This window comes from Isoptericola sp. NPDC019482 (genome assembly GCF_040632295.1).
Taxonomy (GTDB): Bacteria; Actinomycetota; Actinomycetes; order Actinomycetales; family Cellulomonadaceae; genus Isoptericola.
Map to the genome: position 1 here is coordinate 31384 of NZ_JBEYBQ010000008.1, position 17096 is coordinate 48479.

A 17096-nucleotide genomic window follows, 5' to 3' on the forward strand; every position below is an offset into this window, starting at 1 on the left:
GGGTCATCCTTCGCTGGGGGCGGGAACGGCAGGGAACGCCTTGCCCGGGTTGAGGAGCCCGCGGGGGTCGAGGGCGTCCTTGACGGCGCGGTGCAGCGCGAGCGTGACCGGGCTGAGCTCCTCGGCGGCGCCGGGCAGCTTGAGGAGTCCCACGCCGTGCTCGCCGGTCACGGTGCCGCCGAGCGCGCGGCACTCGTCGACGATGCGGTCGAACGCCGCCTTCGCGCGAGCCTTCGCCTCGTCATCGCCCTCGGGGGCGATGATCAGCGGGTGCAGGTTGCCGTCGCCGGCGTGCGCGATGTTGGCGATCACCACCTCGTGCCGGGAGGCGATGGCCTCGATGCGCGCGAGCATCGTCGGCACGGCGGAGCGAGGGACGCAGACGTCCTCGGTGAGCACGGGCCCCAGTCGCTCCAGAGCGGGATAGGCGAGGCGGCGGGCCAGGAACAGTCGGTCCACCTCGTCAGGGGCGAAGGCGCGCTCCACGTGGGTGCCGCCCGCGTCGGCGAACAGCCCTTCGACCTGGTGCGCCAGCGCCTCGCCGGTGCTGCCCGGCTCGTCGACCTTCGCGAGCAGCAGCGCCGCCGCGCCGTCGGGCAGCGTCCAGCCCTGCCAGTCGGCGACCGCACGCAGGCACGTGCTGTCGATGAGCTCCAGCGCCGCCGGCACGATGCCGGCGCGGGAGACCGCGGCCACCGCCTCGCCGGCGTCCGCAAGGGAGGAGAACCAGCCCACGACCGCCCGGTCCTCCCGGCCGGCCAGCGGGCGGAGCTTGAGGGTGACGTCCACGATGATCCCGAGCGTGCCCTCGGAGCCGACCAGCAGCCCGGTGAGGTCGTAGCCCGTCACGCCCTTGGCCGTGGTGCGTCCGAGCCGGGCGACCGTGCCGTCCGCGAGCACGACCGTCATGCCCAGGACGTAGTCGCGCGTGACGCCGTACTTCACGCAGCACAGGCCGCCCGCGTTGGTCGCGACGTTCCCCCCGATCGTGCTGATCGCCTGGCTGGCCGGGTCCGGCGGGTACCAGAGACCGTCGGCCGCGACGCGGCGGCGCAGGTCGTCGTTGAGGACCCCGGCCTCGGCGACGGCGAAACGCTCCGGCACATCGACCTCGAGGATCCGGGTCATGCGCTCCAGGGAGAGGACGACCGCTCCTGGCATGGCGTTCGCCCCGCCGGACAACCCGGTGCCCGCGCCGCGCGGCACGACGGGGGCGCCGTGCGCGCCCGCGATCCGCACCGCCGTGACGACGTCGTCGATGCTCGTGGCCAGGACGACGGCGGCCGGAGCGGCGTACTCCGCCCACTCCGCGTCGTCGTGGGCGTAGGGGCCGACCGACGACTCGTCGGTCAGGACGACGCCGTCGGGAAGGGCGGATCTCAGGGCCGCGGCGAGCGCGGGCAGTTCGTCGGAGGTCATCGTCCCGGATGGTAGCGGCGCCCGGGCGTGTCTCTCGTAGCGGTCTGGCCTGCGGGACAGGTCACACGCTGAAGTACTTCGCCTCGGGGTGGTGGAAGACGAACGCGTCGGTGGACTGTTCCGGGTGCAGCTGCAGCTCGTCGGACAGCGTCACGCCCACACGCTCGGGGCGCAGCAGCTCGACGACCTTGCGGCGGTCCTCCATGTCCGGGCACGCGGGGTAGCCGAGGGACATGCGGGCCCCGCGGTACTGCAGCTTGAACAGGCCCTCGACGTCGTCGGGCTCCTCGTCGGCGAACCCGAGCTCGTCGCGCACGCGGGAGTGCCAGAACTCGGCCAGCGCCTCGGTGAGCTGGACGGACAGGCCGTGCAGCTCCATGTACTCGCGGTAGGCGTTGGCCTCGAACAGCTTCGCCGTGTGCCCGGAGACGGCGTCGCCGACGGTGACGAGCTGCACGGGAAGCACGTCGAACCGCCCGGTCTCGTCGAAGTACGACCGCGGGCGCACGAAGTCGGCCAGGCACAGGTGCCGGTCGCGGCGCTGCCGCGGGAACCGGAACCGCAGGCGCTCGGTGCCCGGCTCGCCGCCGGAACCGCCGTCGGGCCCCTCGTGGTGGGCGACCACGACGTCGTCGCCCTCGGACCACACGGGGAAGTACCCGTACACGACGGTCGGGTCCATGATCTGGTCCGTACGCACGCGCTCGAGCCAGGCGGCCAGCCGGGGCCGGCCCTCGGTCTCCACGAGCTCCTCGTAGCTCGCCCCGTCGTCCCCGCGCCCGGGCTTGAGCCCCCACTGGCCCATGAAGGTCGCGCGCTCGTCGAGGAACGCGGCGTAGTCGGCGAGCTGGATGCCCTTGACGACGCGGGTGCCCCAGAACGGGGGCTCCGGCACCGGGTTGTCGGCGGCGACGTCGGAGCGCGCGGGCAGGTCCTCGGGCGCGGTCTCGGTCACGGTGACGACGCCGTGCCGGCGCTTGCGCAGCGCGGGCAGGCCCACCGACTCGGGGTCCGCACCGCGCGCGATGGCGACGAGCGGCTCCATCAGCCGCAGCCCTTCGAAGGCGTCCTTGGCGTACCGGACGGTGCCGGGGAACGCGGAGGCCAGGTCGTCCTCGACGTAGGTGCGGGTCAGCGCCGCGCCGCCGAGCAGCACGGGCCAGCGCTTCTCCATGCCGCGGGAGACCAGCTCCTGGAGGTTCTCCTTCATCACGACCGTCGACTTCACCAGGAGACCCGACATGCCGATCACGTCGGCGTCGTGCTCCTCTGCGGCTTCGATCATGGCGCTCACCGGCTGCTTGATGCCGATGTTCACCACGGTGTAGCCGTTGTTGGTGAGGATGATGTCGACGAGGTTCTTGCCGATGTCGTGCACGTCGCCGCGCACGGTCGCGAGCACCACGGTGCCCTTGGACCGGCCCCCGTCGCCCTCGACCTTCTCCATGTGCGGCTCCAGCAGCGCCACGGCGGTCTTCATCACCTCGGCGGACTGCAGCACGAACGGCAGTTGCATCTGGCCGGAGCCGAACAGCTCGCCGACGACCTTCATGCCGCCCAGCAGGTGGGTGTTGACGATGTCGAGCGCCTTCATGCCGCCGGTCAGCGCCTCGTCGACGTCCTCCTCGAGCCCCTTGCGCGCGCCGTCGACGATGCGGCGCTCCAGCCGCTCGCCGACGGGCAGCGCCGCGAGCTCGGCGGCGCGCTGGTCGCGCAGGGCCGTGGCGTCGACGCCGGAGAACAGCTCCAGCAGGTGCGCCAGGGGGTCGTGCACGAGGTTGCCCTCGTCGTCGTACCGCCGCCGGTCCCACACCAGGTCCTCGGCGGCCTCCCACTGCTCGTCGGGGATGGCGTTGCGCGGCAGGATCTTCGCGGCGTGCACGATGGCGGAGTCGAGGCCCGCCTGCGTGGCCTCGTGCAGGAACACCGAGTTCAGCACGGTGCGGGCGGCGGGGTTGAGGCCGAACGACACGTTCGAGACGCCGAGCGTCGTGTGCACGCCGGGGTAGCGGGTGGTGATCTCGCGGATCGCCTCGATCGTCTCGATGGCGTCCCGCCGCGTCTCCTCCTGCCCCGTGGCGATGGGGAAGGTCAGGGCGTCGACGATGATGTCGTCCACCCGCATGCCCCAGTCGCCCGTGAGCTGCTCGATGAGGCGGGTGGCGATCGCGACCTTGCCGTCCTTGGTGCGCGCCTGCCCCTCCTCGTCGATGGTCAGCGCGACGACGGCCGCACCGTGCTCCTGCACCAGCGGCATGATCTTGGCGTAGCGCGAGCCCGGGCCGTCGCCGTCCTCGAAGTTCACGGAGTTCACGACGCCGCGCCCGCCGAGCAGCTCGAGCCCCGCCTGCAGCACCGCCGGCTCGGTCGAGTCGATCACCAGCGGCAGCGTGGACGCCGACGCGAGCCGCGAGACGACCTCGCGCACGTCCGCGACGCCGTCGCGCCCCACGTAGTCGACGCAGACGTCGAGCAGGTGCGCGCCGTCGCGGGTCTGGGCGCGGGCGATGTCGACGACGTCGTCCCAGCGGCCCTCGAGCATCGCCTCGCGGAACGCCTTGGAGCCGTTGGCGTTGGTGCGCTCGCCGATCGCCAGGTACGACGTCTCCTGGCGCAGGTCGGTGTGCGAGTACAGGGAGGCGACGCCGTTCTCGCGCTGCGGGTTCCGGTCGGGCAGCGCGCGGCCGCGCACGGCCTCGACCACCTGGCGCAGGTGCTCCGGCGTCGTGCCGCAGCAGCCGCCCACCAGGCCGAGCCCGAACTCCTGCACGAACTGCGTGTGCGCCGCGGCCAGCTCCTCGGGCGTGAGCGGGTACACGGCGCCGTGCGGCCCCAGCTCCGGCAGGCCCGCGTTGGGCATGCAGGTGACCGGCACCTCGCTGTGCCGGGCGAGGTGGCGCAGGTGCTCGCTCATCTGGTCCGGGCCGGTGGCGCAGTTCAGGCCGATCGCGTCGACGCCGATCGCCTGCAGCGCGGTGAGCGCGGCGCCGATCTCCGACCCCATGAGCATGGTGCCGGTGGTCTCGACCGTCACGGAGACGATGACGGGCACCGAGCGGCCGACCTCGGCGATCGCGTCGTGGCAGCCCGTGACCGCGGCCTTCGCCTGCAGCAGGTCCTGGCTCGTCTCCACGAGCAGGGCGTCCGCGCCGCCCTCGAGCAGGCCGGCCGCCTGCTCGGCGAACGTCGTGCGCAGGTGCGCGTACGTGGTGTGGCCGAGGCTCGGCAGCTTGGTGCCGGGGCCCATCGACCCGAGCACCCAGCGCGGGTGGTCGGCGGTCGCGAAGGCGTCGGCGCGCTCGCGGGCCAGCGCCGCGCCGGCGCGGGCGAGCTCGCGGATCCGGTCGTCGATGCCGTAGTCGGACAGGTTGGACCAGTTGGCGCCGAAGGTGTTCGTCTCGATCGCGTCGACGCCCACCTCGAGGTACTCGTCGTGCACGGCGCGGATGATGTCGGGCCGCGACACGTTGAGGATCTCGTTGCAGCCCTCGTGCCCCTCGTAGTCCTCGAGGGTCGGGTCCGCGGCCTGGATCATCGTGCCCATGGCGCCGTCGGCCACCACGACGCGGGTGCGCAGGGCCTCGCGCAGGGCCGTGGAGCGGGCGTCGGCAGCGGAGCGGTCGAGCGTGGTCGTCACCCGTGCAGCGTAGTCGCGGGGCGGGGAAATCCCGTGCGCGGGTCGCACCGTGAGACCTACCGTCGACGGGTGACCACCGCCGATCCCGCCCCGCCCGTCGCGAGCCTCGCGCAGCGCGCGGCAGCACCGCCGGTCCTCCCGCCGCTGACGGCCGGCGGGCTGACGTGGCGACCCGCGACGCGCGACGACGCCGGCGCGCTGCTGCACCTGCGCAACACGGTCGCCGAGGCGGACGGCGAGCCCTACCGGGAGTCGCTGGACGAGCTGCTCGAGATCCTCGACGCCCCGTGGCACCGGTTCGACACCGACTCGGTCCTCGGCCTCGACGCCGCGGGCGTGCTGCGCGCCTACGGCTACGTCGAGACCATGCCCGGCGACACCGCGCGCGTGCGCGCCTTCCTGTGGGGCGCCGTGCACCCCGACCGCCGCGGCGAGGGCATCGGCCGCGAGGTGTTCGCCTGGCAGGAGGCACGGGCGCGCCAGCTGCTCGCCGCCACCGGCGCGGACCTCCCGGGCCGCATCGCGGGCTTCCTCGAGGACGACGCACCCGCCCCGAAGGTGCGGCTCTACGAGCGCGCGGGCTTCACGCCGCGGCGCTTCTACTCCGACCTCGAGCGGGACCTGCGCGACCTCGACGCCCACCCGTTGCCCGCCGTCGCGCTCGACGACGGTCTCGTGCTCCTGCCGCTCGACGACGCCCACGACGAGGCGGCGCGCCTGGCCCACAACGACGCGTTCCGCGACCACTGGGGGAGCGAGCCGCAGACGCCCGAGCAGTGGCGCGACGGGCGCGCCACCTACGCGCCCGAGTGGTCGTTCGTCGTCGTGGACCCGGAGCCGGACGTCGCCGCCCTCCTGGCCGACCCGCGCACCGACTCCGAGACCGCGGCCGCGCTGCGGGCGGGCGAGCCGCTCGTCGTCGGCTACCACGTCGCGGCCCGGTACGAGGCGGACTTCGCCGTGCGCGGCCACCCGTTCGGCTTCACCGACACCCTCGGCGTGCGCCGCGCCTACCGCGGCCGCAAGGTCGCCGTCGCGCTGCTCGCGGCGGGGATGCGGGCGTTCGCCGCCGACGGGATGGCGGTCGCCGCGCTCGACGTCGACACGCAGAACCCGAGCGGCGCCCACGGGCTGTACGCGAGCCTGGGCTACCGCAAGCGGCACGGGTCGCGGCTGCTGACGATCGAGCTCTGACCGTCGGGCTCTGACCGCCGGGGGAGCGGGTTTCGACCCGGCGGCCGAGGGGCCTAGGCTGCCCGCGTGACCGACGTCGTTCATCCCGGGCTGATCCCGGCGCCGCCCCAGCGGCTCCTGCCCACCGTCACCTCCCGCGCGGCCGCCGTCGCGCTCGCGATGCTCACCGTGCTGCACCTCGTGGCCCAGGTGGCCGAGGCGAGCACGTGGGCGCGGGTGACGCAGGCCTGCCTCATGCCGCTGCTCGCCGTGACGCTCTGGAGCGCCGCTCCCGCCCCCCGCTCGCGGTTGGTGCGTCTGGTCACCGTGGCGCTCGGCCTGTCCTGGCTCGGGGACACGGCGCCCGCGGCGTTCGAGGGCGACAACGCGTTCCTCGTGATGGTGGGCTTCTTCCTGCTCGCGCAGGTGGCGTACGTCGTCGCGTTCTGGCCGACCCGGGGCGCGAGCGTGGCGCGACGACCGGCGCTCCTGGTCCCCTACGCGCTCGCGGCCGTGGCGCTCGTCGTCGCCTGCGCCCCCGGCGCACCCGGGCCGCTGCTGGCCGCCGTGGTCGTGTACGGGGTCTGCCTGGTCGCGATGGCGGTGCTCGCCACGGGCGTGCACCCCCTGGCCGGGGCGGGGGGCGTCGTCTTCCTGGCGTCGGACGCGATGATCGCGCTGGGCGCCTTCACCGGCTGGTTCGACCCGCCCGCCTCCGGCTTCTGGGTGATGCTCACCTACGTGGTGGGTCAGGCGCTCCTGGTGGCGGGGGTGCTGGCCTGGAGCTGGAGCCAGCTCCCGGGCTCCGGGACGGGCGTGAAGCCCGCGCGCTCGTAGATCCGGCGGCCCTCGTCCGACGCGCGCAGCAGGACGCGCTTCAGGCCGAGCGACTCGACGTCGGCCAGGGCGCGCGCGACGACGGCGCGCCCCAGGCCGTGCCCGCGGTGGGCGGGGTCGACGATCACGTCCGCGAGCCAGCCGAACGTCGCGCCGTCGGTCACGAGCCGCGCGTAGGCGGCCAGGTCGCCCGTCGCCGTGAGGACCCCGTAGCTGCGGGACCCGGCCATCGCGCCGCGGTGGACCTCGAGGGAGCGGCCCTGCGCCCAGTACGCGTGCGCGGCGAGGAGCGCGTGCGCGCGGGACGCGTCGATCCGCGCGGGGTCCGTCGTGAGGGTGAAGCCGTCGGGAAGCACGAGATCGGGCATGCCGGCAGTGAAGCAGCCGGTCGTGTCGGAGGTCACTCCTAATCTCGGAGCATGGACATCATCCTGGTACCGGGGTTCTGGCTCGACCGTTCCGCGTGGGACGACGTCGTCCCGGCGCTCGCCGCGGCGGGGCACATGCCGCACGCCGTGACCCTGCCGGGCATGGAGTCGCCCGACGCCGACCGCTCGGGCATCCACCTCGCGGACCACGTGGCCGCCGTGGTCGCCGCGATCGACGCGGTGCCCGGCGACGCGCCCGTGGCGCTCGTGGGGCACTCCGCCGGCGGCGGGCTCGTGTACGCGGCCTCCGACGCCCGTCCCGACCGGGTGGCCCACGTCGTGTACGTGGACTCGGGGCCGGCGGCCGACGGGCAGGCCACCAACGCGGACTTCCCGGCCGACGCCGTCGAGTACCCGCTGGACTGGAGCGAGTTCGAGGAGGACTCGCTGCGCGGCATGACGGACACGATCCGTGCCGAGGTGCTGGCAGGCTCGATCCCGCAGCCGGGCGGGACCGTGCGCGAGGCGCACCGGCTGTCGGACGACGACCGCCGGCTCGACATCCCGTCGACGGTCATCGCGTGCGAGATGTCGGCCGAGACCCTGCGCAGCCTGGTGGCACAGGGGCACCCGTTCGTCGCCGAGCTGGCCCGGCACCACGCCTACGAGATCGTCGACCTGCCCACCGGCCACTGGCCGATGTTCACACGACCCGCGGACCTGGCGGGCGTGATCGTCGAGGCGCTCGCCCGCTGACTCTTCGAGCAGGTGATCTGTGGCGTCATCGGAGGCGATGACGCGACAGATCGCTTGCTCGAAGCGAGTCGTCAGCCGGTCGTCAGCCGATGGCGGCGACCGGCGCGGCGAGCGGCTGACCCGAGCCGTCGCGACGGTCGGTGCTCTCCGGCAGCTCCGCCGGCTGGCCGGCGCCGCCGACGGCGCGAGCGGGGCCCTCGCCGACCCAGGCCAGGACGAGGCCGTCCTCGCCCTTGAGGAACCGGTGCGCGCGGACCCCGCCCGTGCCGCGCCCCTTGCCGGGGTAGAGCTCGTACGGCGTGACCTTGGCGGAGCCGCCGCCCGTGCCGGGCAGCGCGCCCGACGTGCCGGCCACGGTGACGACGGTGTGCAGGTCGCGGGAGGCGGCACGCGCGACGCCGAAGAAGACGACCTGCTGCCCGGCGCCGAGGCGGATGCCCGCCATGCCGGCGGCGGCCCGCCCCTGCGGGCGCACCGCGGAGGCGTCGAAGTGCAGCAGGCTCGCGTCCGAGGCGACGAAGACGAGCTCGTCGTCCTCGCCCACGGGGGCGGCGCCGACGACGCGGTCGCCGTCCTTGAGGGCGATGACCTCCCACTCGTCGCGGTTGGCGGGCGCGTCCCCGGCCGCGACGCGCTTGACGACGCCGTTCGCGGTGCCGAGCGCGAGCGTCGGGGCGTCCTCGTCCAGGGAGACCACGGCCAGCGCCGTCTCGCCCGGCGTGAGCGCGACCAGCTCGCTGACCGGGATGCCGCCCGACAGCGACGGCGGGCCGTCGACCGGGGGCAGCGCGGGCAGGTCGAGCACGGACACCCGCAGCAGGCGGCCCGCGGAGGTGACGAGGCCGACGTCGCCGCGCGTGGTGGCCGCGACGTCGCCGCGCATCGCGTCGTGCGCGTGCCGTCGGCCCGCTCGTTCGAGGGGGGCGTCCGCCGCCTCGCCCGACGTGCGGGCCAGGAGCCCGGTGGCGGACAGCAGGGCGCGGGTGGGGGAGTCCGCGATCTCCAGGCTGATGGCCGGCGCCTTGCTGCGACCGTTCGTCACCGCGGGGGCGGTGGCGCCGCCGGCGGAGTCGAGCAGCACCGTGCGGCGCGGGGTGCCGTACGTGGAGGCGACCTCGCTCATCTCGGCGCTGACGACGCCGCGCAGGCGGGCGTCGTCGGCGAGGATCTCCTGCAGCTCGGCGATCTCGCGCTCCAGCTCCGACTGCTCCTTCTCCAGCTCGATGCGGGAGAACTTGGTGAGTCGGCGCAGCTGCAGGTCGAGGATGTACGTGGCCTGCGGCTCCGACAGGTCGAAGACGCTCATGAGGCGCTCGCGCGCCGCCGCCGCGTCGTCGGAGGTGCGGATGACCTGGATGACCTCGTCGATGTCGACGATGGCCAGCAGCAGGCCCTCCACCAGGTGCAGGCGCTCCTGCCGCTTGGCGAGCCGGAACGTCGACCGGCGGCGCACCACGTCGATGCGGTGCTCCACCCACACGCGCAGCAGCTCCAGCAGGCCGAGGGTGCGCGGCTGCCCGTCGACGAGGGCCACGTTGTTGATGCCGAACGAGTCCTCGAGCGGGGTGGTGCGGTACAGCTGCTCCAGCACGGCGTCCGGGTCGAAGCCGGTCTTCACCTCGACCACCAGGCGCAGGCCGTGGGTGCGGTCCGTGAGGTCCTGGACGTTGGTGACGCCCTGGATCTTCTTGGCCTTCACGCCGTCGGCGATCTTCTCGATCACCTTCTCCGGGCCGACGCCGTAGGGCAGCTCCGTGACGACGATCCCCTTGCGGCGGGGCGTGACGTTCTCGATGCGGGCCGTGGCGCGGGTGCGGAACGTGCCGCGACCGGTGCGGTACGCGTCCCGCACGCCGTCGAGCCCGACGATCTTGCCGCCCGAGGGCAGGTCGGGGCCGGGCACGAAGCGCATGACGTCGTCGAGCGTGGCCTCCGGGTGCGCGATGAGGTGCTGGGCCGCCGCGACGACCTCGACGAGGTTGTGCGGCGCCATGTTCGTCGCCATGCCGACCGCGATGCCGGACGCGCCGTTGACCAGCAGGTTCGGGACGGCGGACGGCAGCACCGACGGCTGCGTGAGCTTGTTGTCGTAGTTCGGGACGAAGTCGACGACGTCCTCGTCGAGCCCGGCGGTCATCGCCATCGACGGCGGGGCGAGCCGGGCCTCGGTGTACCGGGGGGCGGCGGGGCCGTCGTCGAGCGAGCCGAAGTTGCCGTGCCCGTCGACCAGCGGGAGCCGCATGGAGAAGTCCTGCGCGAGCCGCACCAGCGCGTCGTAGATCGCCGTGTCGCCGTGCGGGTGCAGCTTGCCCATGACCTCGCCGACGACGCGCGACGACTTCACGTGCGCGCGGTCGGGCCGCAGGCCCATGTCGGACATCATGTACAGGATCCGGCGGTGCACCGGCTTGAGGCCGTCGCGGGCGTCCGGCAGGGCGCGGGAGTAGATGACGGAGTACGCGTACTCGAGGAACGACGTCTCCATCTCCGCCGCGACGTCGATGTCGACGATCTTCTCGTCGAACGGCTCGTCGGTGGCGGGTGCGCTGCTGCTCTTGCGCGCCATGCGGTGCGGCTCCTGAGTTCGATGTGGCGTTCGAGGGGTGGCTCGGCGGGACGGACGGTGTCGGTGTCGTGCTCGCGGGAGTACGGGTGTCCTCCGCGGACGGCACCAGACTCTAGTCGCCGGCGCCCACAGGGCCGCGCAGGCGCGGCGACGAGCCGCCGTCGCAGGCCCCGGATAGCCTGCACGGGTGGACGTACCCGACACTCCGGACGAGCAGGCGGGCGCTCGGCAGCACGCCCGGCCCGACCCTGACTACCCGGTCGCGTGGGAGGCGGACGTCGTGCTGCGCGACGGCACCACCATGCACGTGCGCCCGCTGCGGCCGGACGACGCCGACGCGATCCAGCGCTTCCAGGAGGCGCAGTCCGAGCGGTCGGCGTACTTCCGCTTCTTCGCGCCCGTGCGTCGCCTCACCGACCGGGAGCTGAACCGCCTCACGCACCTCGACCAGCGCGACCGGGTGGCGCTCGTGGCCGTGCGCCCCGGCGTCGACGAGGCCGGGGACCCGCGCGAGGACGTGCTCGGCGTCGCCCGGTACGACAAGGTGGCGCCCGCGGAGGCGGAGGTGGCCTTCAACATCGCCGACGCGATGCAGGGCAAAGGCCTGGGCTCGGTGCTGCTCGAGCACGTGGCCGCGGCGGCGCGCGAGCGCGGCGTGCGCCGCTTCACCGCCGACGTCCTGCCGCAGAACTCCTCGATGCTCGCCGTCTTCCGCGACGCCGGGTACGCGGTGAGCCAGCACCTCGACGACGGCGTGGTCAGCGTCGCGTTCGACCTCGACCCCACGGAGCGCTCCCGCGAGGTGATGGCCGACCGCGAGCACCGCGCCGAGGCGCGCTCCATGCAGGCGCTGCTGACCGCCCGCCGCGTCCTGCTCGTCGGGCCGGGCCCGGCCGGGCCCGGGGGAGCGACGCCGGAGCACCACCTCGCGCAACGCGTCGTGGACGTCGCGGCGGCCGACCCCGGCGACACCCTGCTCACCGTGCTCGGCGCCCCCGGACCCGTGCCGGACGCCGACGGGCTGCGGGTCGCCGCCTCCTGGGACGACGCGCTGGGAGGCGAGGGCGTCGACCTCGCGCTCCTGTCGGTGCCGCCGCCCGCCGCCGTCGAGGCCGTGCGCCGGCTGGCCGGGCGCGGCGTCCGCGGCGTCGTCGTGCTCGCCGCCGGGTACGCCGAGACCGGGCCGGACGGCCTGGCCCGCCAGCGCGAGCTGGTGCGCGCCGCGCACGCCGGCGGGATGCGGGTGGTCGGCCCCGCGTCGTTCGGCCTGCTCACCACGACGCCGGACGCCCGCCTGCACGCGAGCCTCGCCGAGCGGCCGCCCCGCGCCGGGGTGGTCGGCATGTTCTGCCAGTCCGCGCCCGCCGCCGTCACGCTCACGCGGACGCTCGAGCGCCGCGGACTCGGCGTCTCCGCCCTGCTGTCCGCGGGGCACCGCGCCGACGTGTCGGGCAACGACCTCATGCAGTACTGGCAGGACGACCCGCGCACCGCCGTGGTCTGCCTCTACCTCGAGTCCATCGGCAACCCGCGCAAGTTCTCCCGGATCGCGCGCCGCCTCGCCGGGGTCAAGCCGGTGGTCGTGGTGGTCGCCGGGCAGTCGGGCCAGGTCGTGCCGCCGGGGCACGCGGTGCGCGCGACGCGGGCCCCGCGCCGCCTGCTCGACGAGATGCTGCGGCAGTCCGGTGTCATCCGGGCCGAGAACACCCACCAGCTCATGGACGTGGCGCAGGTGCTCGCGCACCAGCCGCTGCCCGCCGGCGGCCGGGTCGGCATCCTCGCGTCGTCCGCGGCGCTCGCGGCCCTCGTGGCGGAGGCCGCGGCCACCGCGGGGCTGGTCGTCGCGGCGTCGTCCGACTTCCTGCCGCCGGACGCCACCGACGAGCAGATCGCCCAGGTGACCGACGCCCTGTACGCGCCGGGGGCGTGCGACGTCGTCGTGGCCGTCGACGTGCCCGTCGTCGTGCCGCGGACCGGGGCGGTGGCGCGCGCCGTCGCCGAGGCGGCCGCGCGCACCGGGCGCACCACCGTCGCGTCGATGCTCGGCCTCAGCGGCCTGCCCGACGAGCTGGCCGCGACCGGCCCCGACGGCACGCCCGTGCGCATCCCCGCGTTCTCCACGCCCGAGGACGCCGTGACGGCGCTGGGCAAGGTGGTGACGTACGCACGCTGGCGCACGGAGGACCGGGGCACGCACGTGCGGCCCGAGGGGACGGACGCGCGGCGGGCGCGCAAACTCGTGGAGGGCTGGCTCGCGGCCGCCGAGGGCGGCGACGGCCGCGTGCTGACGCAGGACCAGACGGCGGAGCTGCTCGGCTGCTACGGCGTGCGGCTGTGGCGGTCGCGCACCGTGCGCACGGCGGAGGAGGCCGTCGCCGCCGCCGACGCGCTCGGCTGGCCGGTCGCGCTGAAGACCGCGTCGACCGCGTTGCGGCACCGCACCGACCTGGGCGGCGTGCGCCTCGACATCGCCGACGCGGCCGAGCTGCGGGCCGACGTCGAGCGCATGCGCCAGGTCGCGCTGGAGGTCCTGGGGGAGGACGAGCCCGCCATGGAGGTGCAGGCGATGGCACCCGTCGGGGTGCCGTGCGTCATCCGCTCCGGCGAGGACCCCCTGTTCGGCCCGAAGGTGTCGTTCGGCCTCGCGGGCGACGCCACCGACCTGCTCGACGACGTCGCCTACGGCATCCCCCCGCTGACCGACGTCGACGTGGCGGCGATGGTGCGCACCGTGCGTGCCGCGCCGCGCCTGTTCGGGTACGGCGGCGCGCCCGAGGCGGACATCGACGCGCTCGAGGACGTGCTCGCGCGGGTGTCCGTGCTGGCGGACGACCTCCCCGAGCTCGCGTCGCTCGAGCTGTACCCCGTCGTCGCCGGCTCGGTGGGCGTGAGCGTGCTGCACGCCGTCGTCCGGCTGCGGTCGGGGGCGCAGCGGGCTGACGCGCCCCGCCGGGCCTTGCCCGGCTGAGGCCTCGGGCCGATCGGGGCCGATCTCGCCGAGGCTGTCGGTCGGCCCGCCTCCCGTTCGTCGACCGGGTGGAGCGTGCCGATGATTCTCGGCGCGCTCGCCATCCCGTCGCGATGCCGGCGGTCCGACGACGTCAAGGAGAGTGCCATGAGCATCACCGAGAGCCACGCCCGCCGCGGCGGGAAGAGCCACGCAGCGCCAGCCGTCCCGCCCGTCGTCGACCGGGCGGCCTGGCAGACCGCCCGCGACGAGCTGCTCGTGCGGGAGAAGGCACACACACGGGAGGGCGACGCCATCGCGGCGGCCCGCCGGCGGCTGCCCATGACGGAGGTCGACGCGGCCGCCACGGTGGTCGGGGCCGGCGGCCCGACCACCCTGCTCGACCTGTTCGACGGACGCGAGGAGCTCGTCGTCTACAAGCACATGTGGCACGCGGGCGAGCCGTTCGAGAACCAGTGCGAGGGCTGCACCCTGACGTACTTCCCCGCGCAGGACCCCGCCTACCTGAACGCCCGCGGCGTGTCGTTCGCCGTGCTCGCCCAGGCGCCGTACGACGAGCTGGCGCCGTTCGTCGCGTTCATGGGGTATCCGCGGCACTGGTACTCCGTGGTCGACGTGGCGGACCCGGACGTGAACGGGGCGGACTTCGGGACCTGGATGTGCTTCCTGCGCGTCGGCGAGCGGGTGTTCCTCACCGGCACGCTGACCGGGCGCGGTGGCGAGGCCACGATGCCGGCGCTCGCCCTGCTGGACATGACGCCGCGCGGGCGCATGGAGGCATGGCAGGACTACCCGGACGGCTGGCCGCAGGGCAAGGCGCCCTGCTGGTTCTGGCGTGCGGACGCCGACGGCGTCGGGAATGACGGCGCCGGCGGGCGTCCGACGATCCAGTGGACCCGTCCCGGAGCCACGCCGGTGGCGTCGGTGGGCCACGAGCACCACCACTGAGGCCGGACCGTGCACACCGTGCACATCGTGCTCGCCGCGGGCTCGCTCGCCGCGGCCGGGGTCGGGACCGGGTGCTGCCTCGTGGGGCGGCACCCGGTCGGGGCCACGGCCGGGGCGGGCATGGCCGCGATGCTGCTCGGCATGGCCGACACGATGCTGACGGGCGGCACACTGCTACGCCCGTGGGCGTGGGCGGCCGTGCTCGTCGGGCTCGGCCTCGTCGCGCTCGCCGCGCGGCGCCGCACCGCGTGCGACGGTCCGCCTGCCGGGCCGGGCGCGCTCCGCGCACTGCACCCGGTGGCGATGGGCGTGCTCGTGCTGGCGGCGGCCGTCGGGCCGGGCGGGCCGGCCGCGGGGCACGCGCCGGGCCACCACGGCGCGGCGGCGCTCGGGACCGCACCCGTGCCGGTGGTCGCGGCCGCGGTGGCGGTGGGCTACGCCGTCGCCTGCGCGGTCGAGGCCCGTCGGCGAGGCGACGTCCTGCTCCGCGCCGAGCTCGCGGCGGCGGCCACCTCGACCCTCGCCATGGCGGCGATGCCCTGGCTGGCGCCCTAGCAGCCCCGAGCGCACGCGGGCCCTCGGGGATGGGACAATGCCCGGGTGTCGCATGCCACCGCCCGTGAGAACCTCCGTGCCGACCTGTCCGTCCACGTGCGCCGGGCCGGGTACTACCCGGACCTCGTGGAGGACGTCCTCGACGTCGCGCTCGCCGACGAGGACGTGCTCGCCCACCTCGTGCAGGCCGAGACGACCTTCGACGACGCCGTGCGCCGGCACCTCACCGTGCTGGCCCTCACACCCACCCGCCTGGTCACGGCGCACGTGGACGACCACGAGGGGGACGCGGCCCACCCGTCGTCGGCGGCCGCGACCACGGAGGCCGTCCCGCTGACCGAGATCCGGTCCGTCGCGCTCACGCACGTCGTGGACGAGCCGGCCGAGCACCGGCCCGGCGACAGCGCGTCCGAGCTCACGCTCGCGATCGGCTGGGGCGCCGTCTCCCGCGTCGACCTCGAGCCGGCGCAGTGCCCGGACCCGAGCTGCGAGGCCGACCACGGCCTCACCGGCACGCTCACTCCCGACGACGTCGTCGTGCGCGTCAGCGGGGCCGCGGAGGGCCGGGACGCCCTGCGCCGCGCGATCGCGTTCTCGCGCTCCCTGTCGGCCGCGACGGGGGCGGGCGGGCGCGTCGGCCGATGACGGCGACGCTCACGCTGCCCGAAGGCCTGCTCGCCCCCTCCTACGGCACCGGGTCGCTTGCCGCCGTCCTGCCCGCCGTCGCGGGCGCGCTGGGGGCGGACCTCACGACCGCCACGGGGCTGCGGTCGGGCGACTGCCGCGACGCGCTCGGGCTGCCGTCGGGCGTGCGCCGCGCGGTCGTCGTCCTGGTCGACGGCCTGGGGCTGGCGAACCTCGCCGAGCGCGGCGGCCACGCCCCGTTCCTGCGGTCGCTGGCCGCGGACGGCCGGTCGGTGCTGTCCAGCTTCCCCTCGACGACGGCGGCCGCCCTCGCGACGTTCGGCACCGGCACGTCGCCGGGACGCACCGGCCTGCTGGGCTACACGCAGCGCAACCCCGCGACCGGCGGCCTGGCCACCACCGTCTCCTGGACCGAGCAGTCGGACCCGTACCGGCGCACCAAGCTCTCCGGGCCGATGCGCGCCGAGCCCGAGGACGTGCAGCGCGAGCCCACGGTGCTCGAGCGCCTCGCCGCCGACGGCGTGCGCGTCGTCGCGCCCGGTCCGGCCCGGTTCGCGGGCTCCGGCATGACCCGCGCGGCCCTGCGCGGCCCGCGCTACGTGCCCGCCGAGGGGCTCGACGCCCAGGTCGGCGCCACGGTCCGCGAGCTGCGCGAGCCCGGCCTCGTGTACCTGTACCACGGCGCCGTCGACAAGGCCGGGCACCAGCACGGCCCGCAGTCGTGGCAGTGGGGCGACGCCCTCGAGGAGACCGACTCCGAGCTGCGCCGCCTGGTGCGCTCCGTGCCGAAGGGCACGCTCGTCGTGGTCACCGCCGACCACGGGCAGGTGACGGCCGACCTGTCGCTGCAGCACGACGTCGCCGCGCACCCGGAGCTCGCGCGGGACGTCGCGCTGCTGGGCGGCGAGCCGCGCGCCGGCCACGTGTACGTCACGCCCGGCGCCGACCCGCGGGACGTCGCGGCGCGCTGGGCCGCGGTGCTCGGTGAGGACGCGCTCGTCGTCCTGCGCGACGACGCGGTCGCGGCCGGCTGGCTGGGCCCCGTGGCCGAGCACGTGCTCCCCGCCGTGGGCGACGTCCTGGTCGCGGCACGTGGGGCGGCGACCGTCGTGGACTCGCGGCTGCACCCGTCCGGCGCCCGCGAGATGCCCGGCGTGCACGGGTCGCTGACGCCCGCGGAGATGGTCGTGCCGCTGCTGGTCGCCCAGGCATAGCCGCGCCGGA

Annotated in this window: 12 protein-coding genes; 8 read left to right on the forward strand and 4 right to left on the reverse strand. The window is 75.1% G+C overall.

What is annotated here, in order from left to right; genetic code table 11:
• Positions 1-3 precede the first annotated feature (3 nt).
• Together ABZ493_RS07955 and metH are read right to left on the reverse strand one after the other, a co-directional pair.
• A complete protein-coding gene (locus ABZ493_RS07955; protein WP_430581631.1) occupies positions 4-1419 on the reverse strand; it encodes an FAD-linked oxidase C-terminal domain-containing protein in 1416 nt (471 codons plus the stop codon).
• Between the two features lie 61 nt (positions 1420-1480).
• The gene (metH, locus tag ABZ493_RS07960) at positions 1481-5056 is read right to left on the reverse strand and encodes a methionine synthase (RefSeq protein WP_430581632.1); all 3576 of its coding nucleotides are present in this window, start codon (positions 5054-5056) and stop codon (positions 1481-1483) included.
• A gap of 69 nt (positions 5057-5125) precedes the next feature.
• Here metH and ABZ493_RS07965 point away from each other — a divergent pair, with 69 nt between their 5' ends.
• Together ABZ493_RS07965 and ABZ493_RS07970 are read left to right on the forward strand one after the other, a co-directional pair.
• Positions 5126-6250: a GNAT family N-acetyltransferase gene (locus ABZ493_RS07965; RefSeq protein ID WP_430581633.1), complete on the forward strand. Its 1125-nt coding sequence runs from the start codon at positions 5126-5128 to the stop codon at positions 6248-6250.
• 66 nt (positions 6251-6316) lie between these two features.
• A complete protein-coding gene (locus ABZ493_RS07970; RefSeq protein ID WP_430581634.1) occupies positions 6317-7066 on the forward strand; it encodes a lysoplasmalogenase in 750 nt (249 codons plus the stop codon).
• On the opposite strand, the gene ABZ493_RS07975 is transcribed toward ABZ493_RS07970, so the two are convergent.
• Complete coding sequence (locus ABZ493_RS07975; RefSeq protein ID WP_430581635.1) at positions 6979-7434, reverse strand: GNAT family N-acetyltransferase; 456 nt, start codon at positions 7432-7434, stop codon at positions 6979-6981. The two genes, ABZ493_RS07970 and ABZ493_RS07975, sit on opposite strands and share 88 nt — an antisense overlap.
• Before the next feature lie 51 nt (positions 7435-7485).
• Between ABZ493_RS07975 and ABZ493_RS07980 the strand changes: the two genes are divergently transcribed.
• Positions 7486-8190 carry an alpha/beta hydrolase gene (locus ABZ493_RS07980; RefSeq protein WP_430581636.1) on the forward strand — a complete coding sequence of 235 codons (705 nt, stop codon included), beginning with the start codon at positions 7486-7488 and terminating at the stop codon, positions 8188-8190.
• Positions 8191-8272: 82 nt separating this feature from the next.
• Here the strand turns inward: ABZ493_RS07980 and ABZ493_RS07985 are convergent, their stop codons facing one another.
• Positions 8273-10756: a DNA topoisomerase IV subunit A gene (locus ABZ493_RS07985; RefSeq protein WP_430581637.1), complete on the reverse strand. Its 2484-nt coding sequence runs from the start codon at positions 10754-10756 to the stop codon at positions 8273-8275.
• A 187-nt stretch (positions 10757-10943) separates the two neighbouring features.
• Here ABZ493_RS07985 and ABZ493_RS07990 point away from each other — a divergent pair, with 187 nt between their 5' ends.
• The 5 genes from ABZ493_RS07990 (at position 10944) to ABZ493_RS08010 (ending at position 17086) form a co-directional block, all read left to right on the forward strand.
• Positions 10944-13724: a GNAT family N-acetyltransferase gene (locus tag ABZ493_RS07990; protein ID WP_430581638.1), complete on the forward strand. Its 2781-nt coding sequence runs from the start codon at positions 10944-10946 to the stop codon at positions 13722-13724.
• 147 nt (positions 13725-13871) lie between these two features.
• Positions 13872-14672, forward strand: coding sequence for a DUF899 family protein (locus ABZ493_RS07995; protein ID WP_430581639.1), 801 nt, complete (start codon positions 13872-13874; stop codon positions 14670-14672).
• 9 nt (positions 14673-14681) lie between these two features.
• Complete coding sequence (locus tag ABZ493_RS08000; protein ID WP_430581640.1) at positions 14682-15227, forward strand: hypothetical protein; 546 nt, start codon at positions 14682-14684, stop codon at positions 15225-15227.
• Positions 15228-15272: 45 nt separating this feature from the next.
• A complete protein-coding gene (locus ABZ493_RS08005; RefSeq protein WP_430581641.1) occupies positions 15273-15872 on the forward strand; it encodes a DUF5998 family protein in 600 nt (199 codons plus the stop codon).
• Positions 15869-17086: a nucleotide pyrophosphatase/phosphodiesterase family protein gene (locus ABZ493_RS08010; RefSeq protein ID WP_430581642.1), complete on the forward strand. Its 1218-nt coding sequence runs from the start codon at positions 15869-15871 to the stop codon at positions 17084-17086. The genes ABZ493_RS08005 and ABZ493_RS08010 overlap by 4 nt, the downstream gene beginning before the upstream one ends.
• Positions 17087-17096: the final 10 nt, after the last annotated feature.